This is a genomic window from Mucilaginibacter litoreus (assembly GCF_042676805.1).
In the GTDB taxonomy this organism is placed as follows: Bacteria; Bacteroidota; Bacteroidia; order Sphingobacteriales; family Sphingobacteriaceae; genus Mucilaginibacter; species Mucilaginibacter litoreus.
Genome location: NZ_JBHTHZ010000001.1, coordinates 678,283 through 695,597, shown reverse-complemented (window position 1 = coordinate 695,597; position 17,315 = coordinate 678,283). Strand labels below are relative to the sequence as shown.

13 protein-coding genes are annotated in these 17,315 nt (G+C 42.9%); 10 read left to right on the top strand and 3 right to left on the bottom strand.

The window, feature by feature from the left end:
* The 4 genes from ftsA (at position 1) to ACFQZX_RS03225 (ending at position 5,034) form a co-directional block, all read left to right on the top strand.
* Positions 1 to 1,350 (top strand): cell division protein FtsA, encoded by a 1,350-nt coding sequence (ftsA, locus tag ACFQZX_RS03240; RefSeq protein WP_377111252.1) that lies wholly within the window; start codon positions 1 to 3, stop codon positions 1,348 to 1,350.
* Positions 1,351 to 1,551: 201 nt separating this feature from the next.
* Positions 1,552 to 3,159, top strand: coding sequence for a cell division protein FtsZ (ftsZ, locus tag ACFQZX_RS03235; protein WP_377111250.1), 1,608 nt, complete (start codon positions 1,552 to 1,554; stop codon positions 3,157 to 3,159).
* A 114-nt stretch (positions 3,160 to 3,273) separates the two neighbouring features.
* Entirely contained in the window at positions 3,274 to 4,512 is a 1,239-nt protein-coding gene (locus ACFQZX_RS03230; RefSeq protein WP_377111249.1) for an aminotransferase class I/II-fold pyridoxal phosphate-dependent enzyme, read from the top strand.
* Positions 4,513 to 4,854: 342 nt separating this feature from the next.
* On the top strand, positions 4,855 to 5,034 hold the full coding sequence (locus ACFQZX_RS03225; protein WP_377111247.1) for a histone H1: 180 nt from the start codon (positions 4,855 to 4,857) through the stop codon (positions 5,032 to 5,034).
* A gap of 156 nt (positions 5,035 to 5,190) precedes the next feature.
* On the opposite strand, the gene sucD is transcribed toward ACFQZX_RS03225, so the two are convergent.
* Positions 5,191 to 6,069 carry a succinate--CoA ligase subunit alpha gene (gene sucD / locus ACFQZX_RS03220; protein ID WP_377111246.1) on the bottom strand — a complete coding sequence of 293 codons (879 nt, stop codon included), beginning with the start codon at positions 6,067 to 6,069 and terminating at the stop codon, positions 5,191 to 5,193.
* Between the two features lie 256 nt (positions 6,070 to 6,325).
* Between sucD and ACFQZX_RS03215 the strand changes: the two genes are divergently transcribed.
* The gene (locus tag ACFQZX_RS03215) at positions 6,326 to 7,051 is read left to right on the top strand and encodes a carboxypeptidase-like regulatory domain-containing protein (RefSeq protein WP_377111245.1); all 726 of its coding nucleotides are present in this window, start codon (positions 6,326 to 6,328) and stop codon (positions 7,049 to 7,051) included.
* 203 nt (positions 7,052 to 7,254) lie between these two features.
* Here the strand turns inward: ACFQZX_RS03215 and dctA are convergent, their stop codons facing one another.
* Together dctA and ACFQZX_RS03205 are read right to left on the bottom strand one after the other, a co-directional pair.
* A complete protein-coding gene (gene dctA, locus ACFQZX_RS03210) occupies positions 7,255 to 8,481 on the bottom strand; it encodes a C4-dicarboxylate transporter DctA (RefSeq protein ID WP_377111243.1) in 1,227 nt (408 codons plus the stop codon).
* Positions 8,482 to 8,649: 168 nt separating this feature from the next.
* A complete protein-coding gene (locus ACFQZX_RS03205) occupies positions 8,650 to 9,489 on the bottom strand; it encodes a sulfite exporter TauE/SafE family protein (protein WP_377111241.1) in 840 nt (279 codons plus the stop codon).
* 145 nt (positions 9,490 to 9,634) lie between these two features.
* On the opposite strand from ACFQZX_RS03205, the gene ACFQZX_RS03200 reads away from it, so the two are divergent.
* From ACFQZX_RS03200 to ACFQZX_RS03180, 5 genes are all read left to right on the top strand, one after another.
* Entirely contained in the window at positions 9,635 to 11,473 is a 1,839-nt protein-coding gene (locus tag ACFQZX_RS03200; RefSeq protein WP_377111240.1) for a UbiD family decarboxylase, read from the top strand.
* A gap of 135 nt (positions 11,474 to 11,608) precedes the next feature.
* On the top strand, positions 11,609 to 12,487 hold the full coding sequence (gene dapA / locus ACFQZX_RS03195; RefSeq protein ID WP_377111238.1) for a 4-hydroxy-tetrahydrodipicolinate synthase: 879 nt from the start codon (positions 11,609 to 11,611) through the stop codon (positions 12,485 to 12,487).
* 332 nt (positions 12,488 to 12,819) lie between these two features.
* Positions 12,820 to 13,194, top strand: a complete 375-nt coding sequence (locus ACFQZX_RS03190) for a methionine-R-sulfoxide reductase (protein ID WP_377111237.1) — start codon at positions 12,820 to 12,822, stop codon at positions 13,192 to 13,194.
* 645 nt (positions 13,195 to 13,839) lie between these two features.
* Positions 13,840 to 14,811, top strand: coding sequence for a ribonucleoside-diphosphate reductase small subunit (locus tag ACFQZX_RS03185; RefSeq protein WP_377111236.1), 972 nt, complete (start codon positions 13,840 to 13,842; stop codon positions 14,809 to 14,811).
* Positions 14,812 to 14,942: 131 nt separating this feature from the next.
* A complete protein-coding gene (locus ACFQZX_RS03180; protein ID WP_377111234.1) occupies positions 14,943 to 17,315 on the top strand; it encodes a ribonucleoside-diphosphate reductase subunit alpha in 2,373 nt (790 codons plus the stop codon).

The window sequence follows — 17,315 nt, the reverse complement described above, 5'->3', positions numbered from 1 at the left end:
ATGGACAAAAGTTCGACACATGAGAAGAGTTCGCCAATAGTGGTAGGCCTTGATATTGGTACTACCAAGATCTGCGCAATAGTTGGCCGTAGGAGCAGGAACGGCAAGATAGAGGTTTTAGGAATAGGTAAGGCGGAGTCGGCAGGGGTTACGCGTGGTATGGTATCTAATATAGATAAAACCGTACAGGGCATTACCCAGGCGGTTGATGTAGCAGGGTCGCAATCAAATGTGGAGATAAGGGTAGTAAATGTCGGTATTGCCGGTCAGCATATAAAAAGTTTGCAGCACAGGGGCCTTATAACCCGTAAGGATCTAAGTTCTGAGATCAGTCGTAAAGATATTGATAAACTGGTTGAGGATATGTACAACCTGGTTATGCCTCCGGGGGAAGAAATTATCCATGTGCTGCCACAGGAGTTTACTGTAGACAACGAGCCGGGTATAAAAGACCCTATCGGTATGGCAGGCGTGCGCCTCGAAGCCAACTTCCATATCATTTCGGGTCAGGTTACTGCCATCAAAAATATTGTTAAATGTGTTAACAAAGCTCAGCTGGAGAGCCAGGAACTGATACTGGAGCCACTGGCGTCATCAGAGTCTGTTTTAAGCGACGAAGAGAAAGAAGCCGGTGTAGTACTGGTTGATATCGGTGGTGGCACTACCGATGTCGCTATCTTTCATGAAGGTATTATCCGCCATACTGCGGTAATTCCGTTTGGGGGCAACAGTGTGACCGAAGATATCCGCGAAGGCTGCTCTGTTATGCGCAATATTGCCGAGCAATTAAAAGTAAGGTTTGGATCTGCGCTGGCTGAAGAAAACAAGGAAAATGAAATAGTTTGTGTTCCGGGTTTGCGCGGCCGCGAGCCGAAGGAGATCTCGGTTAAAAACCTGGCTTTTGTAATACAGGCACGTATGGAAGAGATCATAGAGCATGTATATTATGAGATCAAATCATCAGGTTACGAGAAAAAACTAATTGCAGGTATTGTGGTAACCGGTGGCGGCGCGCAGCTTAAGCACCTTACCCAACTGATAGAATATGTAACCGGCCTGGATTGCCGAGTAGGCTATCCAAACGAGCATTTGGCTAAAAACGAAGTGTTGCCTAAAGGCACCTATGAAGACCTGCAAAGCCCGACCTTCGCAACTGGCATTGGCCTGCTGATTAAGGGAATCCAGAAAATGGAGTATGAAGGCATTGTACAAACACCTGTTGCCGCAACTGTTAAAACAGAAAAAGCAAAATATACCGATGAGCGCAAGTTTGGCTTATTGACGAAAATACTGGAGTCGGGGAAAAAATTTATAAAGGATGATATAAAGGATGAGGATTTCCTGAAGTAAGATATCAACCTTACCTCTCTTTGCACAGCAGAGATGGTGGCAAGGCGATTAAATCTATACTTGGGGTTTATCAAATTATTCACAAAAGAAAACTTTTCCACATTATTGACATTTGTGGATAAACCTTGTGGAAAAAATATTAATATTACGATAAGAAAATCTATCTAATCATCGAAATACATATAGCTGAAAATAAGGATTATGCAGTTTGAGATGTTAAAGGAAAAATCGTCAATCATCAAAGTTATTGGTGTTGGCGGTGGCGGCGGCAACGCAGTAAACCATATGTACAGGCAGGGAATCACCGGTGTTGATTTCATAATTTGCAACACTGATGCGCAGGCCCTTGAGCTAAGCCCTATCCCTAACAAAGTTCAGTTAGGTGCAAGCTTAACCGAAGGTATGGGCGCCGGCTCTATCCCTGAAGTGGGAAAAAATTCGGCTATAGAAAACATCGATGACATTAAGCAAATGCTTGGCACGAATACCAAGATGCTGTTTATTACAGCTGGTATGGGCGGTGGTACCGGTACAGGTGCAAGCCCTATTATTGCCAAGGCAGCACGGGAGTTGGATATCCTTACCGTAGGTATCATTACCACTCCATTTTCTTTTGAAGGTAAGCGCCGTAAGATGCAGGCCGAGGAAGGAATGGAAGAGTTAAAGAAATATGTAGACTCTTACCTGGTGATCTCAAACGACAGGTTACGCCAGATATTTGGCAACCTTACAATGAGCTCGGCATTTGCACAGGCCGATAACATATTAACTACAGCAGCCAAAGGTATTGCAGAGATTATAACCTTACCTGGTTATATCAACGTGGACTTTAAAGATGTGCGCACTGTAATGAAAGACAGTGGCGTATCTATAATGGGCAGTTGCTCGGCAGATGGTGAAAACCGTGCTTTAAAAGCTGTAGAAGGCGCTTTGGCTTCACCTTTGTTGAAAGATAACGAGATTGAAGGTGCGCGCTATATCCTGCTTAACATCAGTTCTGGCGATAACGAGGTTACTATGGATGAGGTAAGCGTTATTACCGATTACATCCAGGAAGAAGCTGGTTTGGCTGCCGACCTGATTTGGGGTAATTGCCGCGACGAAAATTTGGGCGACAAACTTTCTGTAACTATCATCGCAACCGGTTTCCAAACTAAAGATGAGCGCGAGAAAGAAAACAGCAATAAAAAGATAGTATCTATGCTGGTGCCAGAGAACGAGCCGCTTGTTAAGCCTGTAAACGAGTTTATCACTCCGGTTAAAAACGATGCCGACCTGGTATCTCAGCCTTACATGAAAACTCCTAAAGAAGAGCCAAAACAAACCGGTTTGTTCGATTTGTTTGCGCGTGCCGAAGAGCAGGATGCAAAAGATAATAACATTGTTAAGTATAACCTTAATGAAGAACAGCCTGCTGTTGAAGAAAACGATTCAACAGAGTTCACTTTCAAGGTGACAGAAACCGTTATGAATTTTGAGCCGGTTGCGGCAAAAGTTCAGGAGCCCGAACCCGAACCGGAGCCTGAAGTACAAAATGCTGATGAAGGCAAAACCGATGAATCTATTGAAGAGCAGTTACGTAAATCGCGCGAGCGCATTATGCGCCTTAAAGATCTGAGCATGAAACTGCGTAATGGTAACATCCAGGAGCTGGAAAATGTGCCTGCTTATAAACGTAAGGAAATTGCCCTTCAGCAAACACCTGCGTCAGACGAAAGCCAGGTGTCCAGGTTCTCTTTATTGCCCGATAGTGAAGGGAAAACAGAGATCAGAAACAACAACTCTTTTCTTCATGATAATGTCGACTAATTGATTAAAACCCTATATAGGCCCCTCGCAACATTGCAGGGGCTTTTTTGTTTATAATTTGATAGCTGTTGTACCACTGGTATATTTGCAAACGTTTATTAAGAGAAAACTATTTTGGACTTATTCGATAAAATCAACAAAACAGTAGGTGGGCCTATAGGCCAGCACCAGAAGTGGTCGCACGGTTACTTTTCATTTCCTAAGCTCGAGGGAGAGATTCATCCTCACATGTATTTCAACGGTAAAAAACATTTGGTTTGGAGCCTTAATAATTACCTGGGATTAGCTAATCACCCTGAAGTACGGGAAGCAGACGCTAAGGCGGCTGCAGATTATGGTATGGCTTACCCTATGGGCGCAAGGATGATGTCGGGCAATACAAAGCATCACGAGGAGCTGGAAAATAGCCTGGCCGGTTTTGTAGGTAAACAGGCTGCCTTTTTATTAAATTATGGCTACCAGGGTATGGTATCAATTATAGATGCGCTGGTTGACCGTAATGATGTTATTGTTTACGATGCCGAATCGCATGCCTGTATCATAGATGGTGTACGCTTGCATATGGGCAAACGCTTTGTTTACAAGCATAATGATATAGAAAGCTTTGAAAAGCAATTGCAGCGTGCCGAACGTATAACTATGCAAACCGGTGGCGGCATACTGGTAATTACCGAAGGGGTTTTCGGGATGTCTGGCGCACAGGGTAAGTTAAAAGAAATTATAGCGCTAAAAAGCAAGTATAAGTTCAGGGTACTGGTTGATGATGCGCACGGCTTTGGTACTATGGGCAAAACGGGTGCAGGTACACATGAAGAGCAGGATTGTATAAAAGATATAGATGTTTACTTTGGCACCTTCGCTAAATCAATGGCTGGCATAGGGGCCTTTGTAGCGGCAGATACCAATATCATCAATTACCTGCGCTACAATATGCGTTCGCAAACTTTTGCCAAGGCGCTGCCAATGCCTATGGTTATGGGGCTTAAAAAGCGTTTTGAGCTGCTTAAGGCAAACCCTCAGTTCAGAGAAAATCTTTGGATGGTTGCCCGCACACTGCAAAAAGGATTGGTTGAAGCCGGTTTCGATATAGGCGCAACCAACAGCATGGTTACCCCTGTATTTCTGAAAGGTGACCTGGCAGAAGCTACTAGCCTCACCCGCGATCTGCGCGAAAATCACAGTATATTTTGCTCTATTGTAGTATACCCGGTCATCCCAAAAGGATTGATTATGCTGCGCCTGATACCTACAGCCATGCATACACTGGATGATGTGCAAAAAACGCTTGATGCTTTTACTGAAGTGGCTGCAAAGCTTAAGGATGGTGCTTACAAGATGGCTATTGCTTCCTGATATTTTTTGTTAAGAAACTTCATAACCTGTGCTTAACGTTCAGGTTTTTTTAATTTAATATCAAAAGGCTGATTTATATAGTTTTAATAACTATTTGCCCTTTTAATTAAGCGAAAGATAAAAAAAAAGCAAATTGTTAAATAAATCTGCAATAACATAAGTAATCGCCTTGTTTAAGCATTTATAACAGAGCTGCTTTTAAGGCTATAAAAGCCTTGAAATGTGGAAAAAAACCCCTTTTAAGCCACTGTTTTTATATTTAAAAAATTTTTTATTTGGATAAAAGCATTTAGATTAGCTTTAGTTAAAACAATAAACCTCAAATTTAAAGGAGTAGTCACAATGAAAAAATTTACTGAAGTAAAAGAACTGGTTGCATCATTAGAGGCAGATGCTGACAAATTTTATAACAAGGGAAACAGCGCTGCTGGTACCCGCGTTCGCAAAGGTATGCAAGACCTTAAGAACTTAGCACAAGCGATCCGTCTTGAAATTCAGGATACTAAAAACAAAGGTGAGTAATTATATCCAGCAGATATTTTTACTTTAAATAAAAAATCCGGTCAGTTTAACTGTCCGGATTTTTTGTTAGCTAATATTATATTCTTTAAACAAAAAAAATCCCGGATATTAGCTAACCGGGATCTGATTTAATTAAGGCTTTCGCTTTGTTTTTATCTATGCTAATTTAGCTAACTCTTCGGCCATGGCAGCGCCAATTTCAGCCGGCGACTCAACCACGCGGATACCGCATTCGCGCATTATTTTCATTTTAGCGGCAGCAGTATCATCTGCACCGCCAACAATTGCGCCGGCGTGGCCCATACGGCGTCCCGGAGGAGCTGTTTGGCCTGCGATAAAGCCAACAACAGGCTTAGTTCCGTTATCTTTTATCCAGCGTGCAGCTTCAGCTTCCATGCCGCCGCCAATTTCACCTATCATGATGATGCCATGGGTATCAGGATCGTTCATTAAAAGTTCAACCGCCTCTTTAGTTGGTGTGCCGATAATAGGGTCGCCGCCAATACCAATAGCAGTGGTGATGCCCAATCCGGCTTTAACAACCTGGTCAACTGCTTCATAAGTTAAAGTACCAGATTTTGATACCACACCTACGTTACCTTTTTTAAAGATAAAGCCAGGCATAATACCAATCTTAGCTTCGTCGGCTGTAATGATACCCGGGCAGTTAGGGCCAATTAATCGGGTGTCTTTATCAGTCAGATACTCTTTTACCTGTATCATATCTTTTGTAGGGATACCTTCGGTAATACAGACAATAACTTTTATACCAGCTTCTGCAGCTTCCATAATAGCGTCGGCAGCAAATGCAGGCGGTACAAATATGATAGATACATCGGCCCCGGTTTGATCAACCGCGTCTTTTACGGTATTGAAAACCGGTTTGTCTAAATGGGTTTGGCCACCTTTGCCAGGCGTAACACCACCAACAACCTGTGTACCATATTCAATCATCTGCGAAGCATGGTAAGTACCTTCGTTACCGGTAAAACCTTGCACTATAACTTTAGAGTCTTTATTAACGAGAACGCTCATCGGCTTTTGATTTTTGTATGGCAAAGCTAAAAAAAAATCTTTCGCTCAGTTACCCATACTACTAATTTTTGAAAATTTACATTTTCAGTACTTTGAAAAATCAACTATGCATAAAGAGGGTACAGGGTTTGGTTAGCATTTGTTAAACATTGTTAAACCACGTATAAATAACTTTTTACTGTTTAACTTTACGCTAAGCCAACCTGCTATCATGAAAAGCCTTTTTATATTTTGCTTACTGTGCACAAGCATTAATGTGAGCGCTCAAATTGTCACGGGCTCTATCGTGGATAAGGACACGCACAAGCCCATGCCTTATATATTGATATCAGCCACTGGCACAAACGTATTTACAAGCGAACAGGGGGCATTTAGTATTCAAATTAAAAATGTGAGCGATACTTTGCACATCAAAACCATGGGGTATAAGCCTTTGGATATACCTGTAACCCCTTTTAGCGGCAGGCTCAAGCTGATCGAACTGATACCACAGAGCATACGCCTTAGCCAGGTAACCATATCAGCTTATAAACGCTACCTGCAGGACTCGATAGATAACCGGCGCCAGTTTGCCAAAGAGTTTGCTTTTAAAGGCCCTGTATTAACAGATATGATGCACCATAGTTCTACCGACGCTCCTTTTGCCTTTGTTAATGTGGACCTTATTTCGATATTTAAAGCAATCAACAAAAAGAAAACACCGCAATATCATCTGCAGCAATACATGATCAATAGCGAAAAATATAATCATGTTGCGCTGCGCTTTAACCGGGGTTTGGTAAGCCAGGTTACCCGCCTTAAAGGCGACTCTTTAAATACCTTCATGACGGATTACCGGCCCCCGCAATCACAAATTGATGCCATGACCGACTACAACCTTATAACGTTTATTAAGGAAAGCTATAAAAAGTTTCAGACACGTAAACCAACGCAGGCACCCACACAAATTGATTTTAAAAAAGATACCGTTAAGATTAATTAAATGGTTCTATAGTAGCGCAAATTCAAACACTGTCAGTAAAACAATAAATAGGATTAAACCCAGAAATAATAATGCTATTTTTTTTAATGCCTTTCCATCGCCATTACGCATAGCAGGTACTGTTTTTTTTATTGCGAATACAAAAAAAATAATAATTGAAGCAGCTTTTAGAAGAGTCAAAAAAACAAACATATATTACATGTTTAGTTATGTGAATTAAACTCTTTTTCACTCTTCGCCACTACGATTGTGGCCACCCCATTGCCAATAACATTGGTGATAGCACGGGCTTCGCTCATAAATCTGTCTACACCTAACAAAATGGCGACGCCTTCAACCGGAATGATCTTAATAGCCGCCAATGTGGATGTCAGTACAATAAAACCACTGCCGGTAACCCCGGCAGCACCTTTTGAAGTAAGCATCAATATGCCAATGATAGTTAACTGCTGCTCTATGGAAAGATCTATCTTGAACACCTGCGCCAAAAATATAACCGACATGCTGAGGTAGATGGTAGTACCATCCAAGTTAAAAGAGTAACCGGCCGGTATCACCAAACCTACAACTGATTTTGAGCAGCCAAATTTTTCCAGCTTCTCCATCATTCCGGGCAGGGCCGATTCTGACGATGATGTACCCAAAACAATAAGTATCTCTTCCTTAATGTGTTTGAGATATTGCCACAAGCTGAATTTATACAGGCGGGCAATGATGTTAAGCACCACAAAGATGAACAGGAACATGGTCAGGTACACTGACCCCATGAGCATAGCCAGCGGCTGCAGCGTTTTTATACCGTAGGTGCTGATGGTATAGGCCATCCCGCCGAAAGCACCCAGCGGGGCAACCCGCATAACAATCTTCATGATGTTGAAGAATACTTTGGATAGCTTATCGAACGAGTTGATCACAGATTGCCCTGCCTGCCCCATACGGCTCAAGCCAAAGCCAAATAGTATGGCGAAAAAAAGTATTTGCAGTATATCGCCCTCGGCAAAAGCTTTAAACAGGTTGCCCGGAACAATATGAGCGAAGAATTCGCCCCATTTCATTTCCGAAGCAGCCTTTTCATAAGCCGCAAGTTTAGAGGCATCCACCTTAACATGGGTATTGATAAAATTGGCCCCGGGCTTAATGATATTGGCAACCGCAACGCCGATGCTTAGCGCCAGGGTAGTAACCAGTTCAAAATAAAGCAGGGCTTTGCCACCTACACGCCCCACTTTTTTCATATCACTCATGCCGGCAATACCTAAAACTATGGTAAAGAATATGATAGGCGCTATCAGCATGGTGATCAGGCTGATGAAAGTTTTGCTAATGAGCTGTGCAGTAGGCGCAAAATCCTTAAAATACAAGCCCGTCAGCACACCTAATAATATAGCTACAATTACCTGGAAAGTAAGATTGGTAAAAAGGCGTTTCATTTTAGTGAACGGGAGCAGGAGTTGTTAATGGTAAATAGTGAGTTGTTGGTTTTAACTGAAATGATATTATATGAATGCTAAATATAATAATAACCTAACATTCACAAACTTTATCAACTTGTATTATTATCTGTAAACCATTTATCACTCTCTAATCACTACTCACCATTATATTTTCCCAGTGATCCCGTTGTAGATCATCTGGCCTGCCAGAAAGGTTACTACAATGGCAAATACCCACCTTAGCCAGCGCGATGATGTAGTATGTACTAAGATCTTTGAACCTGTCATGGCGCCAAGCAATACACCGATCACTACAGGCATAGAAATACCCGGGTCGATGTATCCGCGCTGCAGGTAAACAACGGCGCTTGCAGCGGCAGTAACGCCGATCATAAAATTGCTGGTAGTGGTTGATACCTTAAAAGGAATACGCATAATAGTATCCATGGCTATCACCTTTAAAGCTCCGGAGCCTATTCCCAACAAACCTGATATTACACCGGCAAATAACATCATAGAGAAACCGCCCGCCACCCTTGTAACTCCATACTCAACTTGTTGCCCGCTGCCATCAGGATAGCTGCCATACAATTTAAGTTTAGCAGCCAGGTACGTGGGCTTTGATAAGAAACGCTCAGCCTTTTTACGAAGTGACATCAATGCTGAGAAAATAAGTATGATGCCGAACAATACGGCGATATATTGTGTAGGGATATAAACCGCTACCAGCGCGCCAACTAAAGCGCCAATTGTAGTAGCAATTTCCAGGAACATGCCCAGTCTGATATTGGTAATCCCTTCCTTAACATAAGCCGCTGCGGAACCAGATGACGTCGCAATCACAGATACGAGCGACGCACCAATGGCATAATGGATATCAACACCCAGCAGAATAGTAAGCAGCGGGATAATAACCACACCGCCGCCAAGCCCTGTTAAGGAACCTAATAATCCGGCAGCATAAGCCCCCACCAAAATTATAGCAGTAAATACAAGTACAGACATAGGCTATGTATGATAATCACGGTAAAGGTAAGGTTTTATATGGATGGATGTTCCTTAATTAATACACATCAGAAAGCAGTCCATTAAACCAGTTACATCATTAATATCGTAAAAACAGCAAAATGTGTAATATCTTTGGGGCCAAATGGGATACAAAAGTTTACAGGAGTGCATTACCGATCTGGAAAAAAACGGACATCTCATCCGTATAAAGCAGGAGGTTGACCCTTACCTTCAAATGGCAGCCATACACCTGCGGGTGTTTGAACATGAAGGGCCCGCTGTTTTGTTCGAAAATGTTAAAGGCAGTAAATTCCCGGCAGTATCTAACCTTTTTGGTACGTTGGAGCGATCTCGCTTTATTTTCAGGGACACGCTGGATAAGATAAAAACGCTGGTTGACATCAAGAACGACCCAATAAAAGCTGTTAAGCACCCGTTTAAATATGCTAACACGGCACTGACAGCTTTATCCGCTTTGCCAATGAAAGTAAGTAGCAATGCGCCGGTTAACTTTGGTCGTACACAGATAAGTGAACTGCCACAAATAGTGAACTGGCCAATGGATGGAGGCCCGTTTGTTACCATGCCACAGGTTTATACTGAGGATATAGATAAACCGGGCATTATGAACGCCAACCTGGGCATGTACCGTATACAGCTTTCCGGTAACGATTATCTGCAAAACAGCGAGATAGGCCTGCATTATCAGTTGCACCGGGGCATAGGCGTGCATCAAACAAAGGCAAATGCCAAAGGGCAACCTTTAAAGGTAAGCATATTTGTAGGCGGGCCGCCCGCTCATCCGGTAGCAGCCGTGATGCCTTTACCTGAGGGACTAAGCGAAATGACCTTCGCCGGAGCCCTGGGGAATCGCCGTTTCAGGTATTTTTATGATAATGAAGGCTTCTGCATTTCTGCCGATGCTGATTTTGTAATTACAGGTACCGTTATGCCGATGGAAAACAAACCGGAGGGCCCCTTCGGCGATCATTTGGGTTACTACAGCCTGAAACACCCGTTCCCACTGATGAAGGTGCATAATGTGTATCACCGTAAGGATGCTGTATGGTCGTTCACGGTGGTTGGCCGCCCGCCGCAGGAGGATACCAGCTTTGGCGCATTGATACATAATATAACCGGCAATGCCCTGCCAAAAGAGATACCTGGCCTGCATGCTGTTAACGCCGTTGATGCTGCCGGAGTGCATCCGCTGCTGTTTGCAATTGGCAGTGAACGTTATACGCCCTATGTAAAAGAGCGTCATCCGGCAGAGATCATCACCATAGCCAACCATATATTAGGTAAGGGGCAATTGAGTTTGGCCAAATACCTGTTTATCGCCGCAAAGGAAGATGACCCGAAGCTGGATGTGAATAACATAGCCGATTTTCTGAAACATATATTGCAACGTGCCGACTGGACACGCGACCTTCACTTTCATACCCGTACCACCATAGATACATTAGATTATAGCGGCGAGGGCCTGAACAGCGGCAGCAAGGTGGCTATTACGGTAGCCGGAGACATCAAACGTGAATTGTGGACAGAGCTGCCGGAAAGTTTTGGCTTACCGCGACCGTTGATAAATTACAAAATGGTTATGCCGGGCGTATTGGCTATAGAAGTCCCTAAGAATATCCGGCAAAGCGATTTGCCGCTGATATTAGAGTTACTGGACGAACAATTAAGTGAAGCGGATCTGAACGGATTACCTTTGATAGTGTTATGTGATGATGCAGGCTTTACTGCTGCCAGCATCAATAACTTTGTTTGGGTGACCTTTACCCGAAGCAACCCGAGTCATGATATCTATGGCATAAACAGCTTTACCGAGCACAAGCATTGGGGCTGCCGCGGGCCGCTGATTATAGATGCACGCATTAAACCACATCACGCACCTGTTCTGGAACGCGACCCGGCCGTGGAGAAGCTTGTTGACGCAATGGGAGCTAAAGGCGGTGAGTTGTATAAAATAATATAGCTGCCTTGTTATTGATTTGTAACCTTTCTTCGTATTTGAAACAATTTTAATACAGTCTGCATCTGCATATCTGCACATTTGCATATCTGCACATTTACTAAATTACTATCTTAGCACCCTTTATTACATACGCACATGAACAGATTTTACGGAACTGGGGTTGCAATGGTTACCCCTTTTCAGGCAGACGGACAGGTAGACTATCCGGCTTTAGAAAAGCTGATAGATCACCTGATTGATGGTGGGGTGGAGTACCTCGTATCATTAGGTACAACCGGCGAAAGCGCCACATTGAGCAAGGAAGAAAAGAAGAAGGTATGGGAGTTCACTGCAAAGTATGTTAATAAGCGTGTTGCCCTGGTAGCCGGTATTGGTGGTAATAACACTCACGAAACTGTTAATGAAATTGCCGCTTTTGATGTAGAAGGGTATGATGCTATCCTGTCGGCAAGTCCGCATTATAATAAACCAACGCAGGAAGGTATTTATCAGCACTATAAAGCAATAGCCCAGGCAACCAAACTGCCTGTTATATTATATAACGTACCCAGTCGCACAGGTTCATCTATAGCTGCCGAAACTACGGTAAGGCTGGCAAAGGAGTTTAAAAACATCATCGGGATAAAAGAAGCTTCGGGTAGCTTTGATCTGTTGAACCAGTTGTTTCGCGACAAACCTGAAGACTTCCTGGTAATTTCGGGCGATGACCCTATTTCTCTGCAAATGGTAGCAATGGGTGGCGTAGGCGTTATATCTGTTGTGGGTAATGCCTTGCCAAGGCAGTTTTCTGACATGATAAGAAAATGCCTTGAAGGTGATTTCAAAAAGGCTCATGCAGCACATTATAGCATGATAGAGTTTACCCGCCTGATGTTTACCGAAGGCAGCCCGGCAGGTGTAAAATCGGCGCTTAAAACCCTGGGTGTATGCGGCGACACGCTGCGCCTGCCCCTGGTGAATGTAAGCAGTGCTATAGAAGAAAAGATCAAAGAACAGATCCAACTGATTGGATAATTGCTATAGCTTGTTGCTGTAAGTAATTGCTTGCAGCAACAAGTGTTATATAATTCCTCCTGTTCAGCTGAAATCATGCTGTGTTACGGGCTGAAAGCCCGCGACAGCGAAGCTGAAAATCATGCTTGTAAGGACGGGAGATCGCGACAGCAAATACAACCCCCTATATATTCGGTTAACCCATAAATCCGTTAATTCCGGGTTAGGATAAACAGTCAACTCCGTGTAAACATCCGCCCAGCAAACAAAGAAGCCGGGCTATTTGTCGTATATTTATGATCAGGTGAACAGTTATTCACTGGTTCAACCATTCATTAATTCAATCATTAAATATGGCATATAATCAATTAACACCCGATGAAGAAAGGGTAATATTATACAAAGGAACAGAGAGGCCGTTTACCGGTGAACTGTTAAATAATAAAGCGCAGGGCGTTTATGTTTGTAAGCGTTGTGATGCGCCTCTGTATAACTCTGAAGATAAGTTTGAATCGTTTTGCGGTTGGCCAAGCTTCGACGACGAGATACCTGGAGCTGTAAAGCGCGAAACCGATGCCGACGGCCGTCGCACAGAAATATTGTGTGCTAATTGCGGCGCCCATTTGGGGCACGTTTTTGAAGGCGAATACATGACACCTAAGAACACCCGCCATTGCGTTAATTCTATTTCAATGAAATTTGTACCGGTTGAGGAGTTAGAAAAGTAAAAGCATTTTTAATAAACTATAATAATCCCTGTCCAATTTTTTGGCGGGGATTATCTTTTTCCACATAACATTTCAGGAGAACTCAAGGCAAAAAAAGACACATCAAACGCTTGTAAAAACACTGTTTTCAAAGCGTTTTACCTATAACACACCTTATGATTTAGAGCATGTTAAGAACATGTTTATATCCTGCAAATTTTTCTGAAAATTATTCTTACTTGCGCTAAAACACTTTAAATATCACTGTAAACGTCTCTTTGCTAACTGCTTGAATTTTTTGTCATCATAAAATAATTTTCGCCCGAGCTTTTAAAGTGTGGACAACTTATAGGGGATGTTAAAAACTTAGGCTAACAGTCAATAATTGGATGGAGTATCTTTGATGTACCTAATTTTTTTAAGGCCATCTATGTTGCCGGTTTCTACCGGTAAAAAAGGAATAAGCCTCCGCAATACATGGGGCGATGAACAAGTAATAGTTTAGAAGAGGGTTTAGAGAGGGTGAAATTAAGTGAGTAAATAAGCGCGGCATTGATGTCTCGCTTTTGTGAAAAATACTCTCATGGTAGGCTTGTCGGCTATTATTGGGGCATAGATGAACATAAAAAATCAGGACAACGAGTTTTAACAATATAATATAAAGGCATGCAAGAGGAAACCGAATTACTGCTGAAAGAGAACAAAGACCGCTTTGTTATTTTACCGATCAAATACCCTGCAATATGGGAGATGTACAAGAAAGCAGAAGCCAGCTTTTGGACGGCGGAAGAGATAGACCTTTCCGACGATATCAAACACTGGGAAAACTTAAATTCGGGCGAAAAGCATTTTATATCGCATGTACTTGCGTTTTTTGCTGCCAGTGATGGTATTGTGAATGAAAACCTGGCAGTAAACTTCATGAGCGAGGTGCAGTTGCCGGAAGCGCGTTGCTTTTATGGCTTCCAGATCATGATGGAAAACATTCACTCAGAAACCTATGCCTTGCTTATCGATACTTATATAAAAGACCCGATAGAAAAAGACCGTTTATTCCACGCTATAGAAACTGTTCCTTGTGTAGGCAGAAAAGCAGAATGGGCATTGCGCTGGATAAACAACGGCAACTTTGCAGAGCGTTTGGTTGCCTTTGCAGCGGTAGAAGGCATATTCTTTTCGGGTAGCTTCTGCTCTATATTCTGGTTAAAGAAACGTGGCCTAATGCCGGGCCTTACTTTTAGTAACGAGTTGATATCCCGTGACGAGGGTTCACACTGTGAGTTTGCCTGCCTGCTTTACAAGATGTTGGAAAACAGGCTTTCAACTGAAGCAGTAACAAAAATTATTACTGACGCGGTAGAAATAGAAAAAGAATTTGTGACCGATGCACTGCCGGTTAACCTGATAGGCATGAACGCCAAACTGATGAGCCAGTACATTGAGTTTGTGGCCGACAGATGGCTGTCTGAACTGGGTTATCCAAAAGTTTACAACGCAACCAATCCGTTTGATTTTATGGAGATGATAAGCCTTCAGGGTAAAACCAACTTTTTTGAAAAACGTGTTGGCGACTACCAGAAAAGCGGCGTAATGAACGGCGCAGAAAGTAAATCATTCTCATTAGATGAGGACTTTTAGTATCAGGTAGCTGGTATCAAGTAGCAAGATACCTTGGTGTGTACTAATTACAATATTTATAATAACTTAAATCTGTTAGTTAAAAGTCTTGATACTTGATACTAACTACTCACTACTAAAACTTAAACAATATGTTCGTAGTAAAAAGAGACGGCAGAAGAGAGTCGGTTAAATTCGACAAAATCACAGCACGCATAGAGAAGCTGTGCTACGGGTTCACACTGGTTGACCCGATTGATGTGGCAAAAAAAGTAATTGAAGGTTTGTTTGACGGTGTTACCACCTCAGAGCTGGATAACCTTGCAGCAGAAACAGCGGCATCGTTAACCACCAAGCACCCTGATTATGCTTTACTTGCATCGCGTATCGCAGTGTCAAACCTTCATAAAAACACTGTAAAGTCGTTCTCTGAAACCATGAAACGCCTGTACGAATACGTTGACCCTAAAACAGGCAAAAACGCATCTCTGCTGGCTGACGATGTTTATGAGATCATTCAGAAAAATGCCGAGCTTTTAGACAGCAGCATTATATACGACCGCGACTTTGGTTTTGATTACTTCGGCTTTAAAACGCTTGAAAAATCATACCTGTTAAAAATAGATGGTAAAATAGCCGAACGCCCTCAGCACCTGTTTATGCGCGTATCAGTAGGTATCCACAAAGAGGATGTTGAAAGCGCCATCAAAACCTATAACCTGATGAGCGAACGCTGGTTCACCCATGCTACGCCAACCTTGTTTAATGCGGGCACACCAAAACCTCAAATGTCATCATGCTTCCTGTTGACTATGAAAGATGACAGCATTGATGGTATTTACGATACATTAAAGCAAACCGCCAAAATTTCGCAAAGTGCGGGTGGTATTGGCCTTAGCATACATAATGTACGTGCAACAGGTTCATACATCAGCGGCACAAACGGTACCAGCAACGGTATTATCCCTATGCTGCGTGTGTTTAACGATACTGCCCGTTATGTTGATCAGGGCGGCGGTAAACGTAAAGGCGCTTTCGCTATCTACCTGGAACCATGGCATGCAGATATCTTTGAATTCCTTGACCTGCGTAAAAACCACGGTAAAGAAGAAATGCGCGCCCGCGACCTGTTCTATGCTCTTTGGGTATCAGATTTGTTCATGAAACGTGTTGAGGCTAACGAAGACTGGAGCCTGTTTTGCCCGCATGAGGCACCTGGCCTGGCCGATTGCTTTGGCGAAGAGTTTGAAGCATTATACACCAAATACGAAAAAGAAGGCCGTGCACGTAAAACCATCAAAGCGCAGGAACTTTGGTTTGCAGTATTAGATGCACAGGTGGAAACCGGTACGCCATATTTATTATATAAAGACGCCGCCAACTCAAAATCAAACCAGCAAAATTTAGGTACTATAAAAAGCTCAAACCTTTGTACCGAAATTATGGAGTATACTTCTGATAAAGAAGTTGCGGTTTGTAACCTGGCATCATTGGCCTTGCCTCGTTTTGTAATTAATGGCGAATTTGACCATAACAAACTGTATGAAGTAACTTACCAGGCTACTTTAAACCTTAATAAGATAATTGATAACAACTATTACCCTGTAGAGGAAGCCCGTTACTCAAACCTGCGCCATCGCCCTATAGGTTTAGGTGTACAGGGCTTGGCTGATGCTTTTATCCTGCTGCGTTTACCGTTTGAAAGTGATGAAGCTAAACAACTGAACAAAGAGATATTCGAGACTATCTACTTTGCCGCCATGACCGCTTCTAAAGACCTGGCTATAAAAGATGGCGCTTACGAAACCTTTAAAGGTTCGCCGCTGTCCGAAGGTAAATTCCAGTTTGATCTTTGGGATGTTAAACCTGCCAGCACCCGTTGGGATTGGGACAACCTGCGCCTTGATGTAATGAACCACGGCGTGCGTAACTCGCTGCTGGTTGCGCCGATGCCAACTGCGTCAACATCGCAAATATTAGGTAACAACGAGTGCTTTGAGCCATATACCTCAAATATTTATACACGCCGTGTATTGAGTGGTGAGTTTGTTATTGTAAACAAACACTTATTGCGCGATTTGGTTGACCGCGGCTTGTGGACAAACGCCATGAAAGACAGGATCATCAGCGCGAACGGTTCTATCCAGGATATCGCTGAGATACCTGCCGATATTAAAGAACTGTACAAAACCGTATGGGAAATCAAGATGCGTAACATTATAGATATGGCTGCCGACAGGGGCGCTTATATCTGCCAGTCGCAATCGCTTAACTTGTTTATTAGTTCGCCAAATGCTTCTAAACTTACTTCAATGCATTTTTACGCATGGAAGAAAGGCCTTAAAACAGGTATGTATTACCTGCGTACACAGGCAGCATCACAAGCGGTTAAATTTACAATTGAAAGCCAGGGCGGCAAAAACATGGAGCCTGTTATACCAGAAGTGGTTAACCAGGTTGCCGATGAAATACCAGCCGGCCCAACCTGCTCAATGGAAGAAGGCTGCGTTACCTGCTCTGCCTAA

Coding starts and splice junctions, on each gene's coding strand:
- sucD (WP_377111246.1), bottom strand. CDS start 6,069: ATGAGCGTTCTCGTTAATAAAGACTCTAAAGTTATAGTGCAAGGTTTT.
- ACFQZX_RS03225 (WP_377111247.1), top strand. CDS start 4,855: ATGAAAAAATTTACTGAAGTAAAAGAACTGGTTGCATCATTAGAGGCA.
- ftsZ (WP_377111250.1), top strand. CDS start 1,552: ATGCAGTTTGAGATGTTAAAGGAAAAATCGTCAATCATCAAAGTTATT.
- ACFQZX_RS03200 (WP_377111240.1), top strand. CDS start 9,635: ATGGGATACAAAAGTTTACAGGAGTGCATTACCGATCTGGAAAAAAAC.
- dapA (WP_377111238.1), top strand. CDS start 11,609: ATGAACAGATTTTACGGAACTGGGGTTGCAATGGTTACCCCTTTTCAG.
- ACFQZX_RS03190 (WP_377111237.1), top strand. CDS start 12,820: ATGGCATATAATCAATTAACACCCGATGAAGAAAGGGTAATATTATAC.
- dctA (WP_377111243.1), bottom strand. CDS start 8,481: ATGAAACGCCTTTTTACCAATCTTACTTTCCAGGTAATTGTAGCTATA.
- ACFQZX_RS03185 (WP_377111236.1), top strand. CDS start 13,840: ATGCAAGAGGAAACCGAATTACTGCTGAAAGAGAACAAAGACCGCTTT.
- ftsA (WP_377111252.1), top strand. CDS start 1: ATGGACAAAAGTTCGACACATGAGAAGAGTTCGCCAATAGTGGTAGGC.
- ACFQZX_RS03205 (WP_377111241.1), bottom strand. CDS start 9,489: ATGTCTGTACTTGTATTTACTGCTATAATTTTGGTGGGGGCTTATGCT.
- ACFQZX_RS03180 (WP_377111234.1), top strand. CDS start 14,943: ATGTTCGTAGTAAAAAGAGACGGCAGAAGAGAGTCGGTTAAATTCGAC.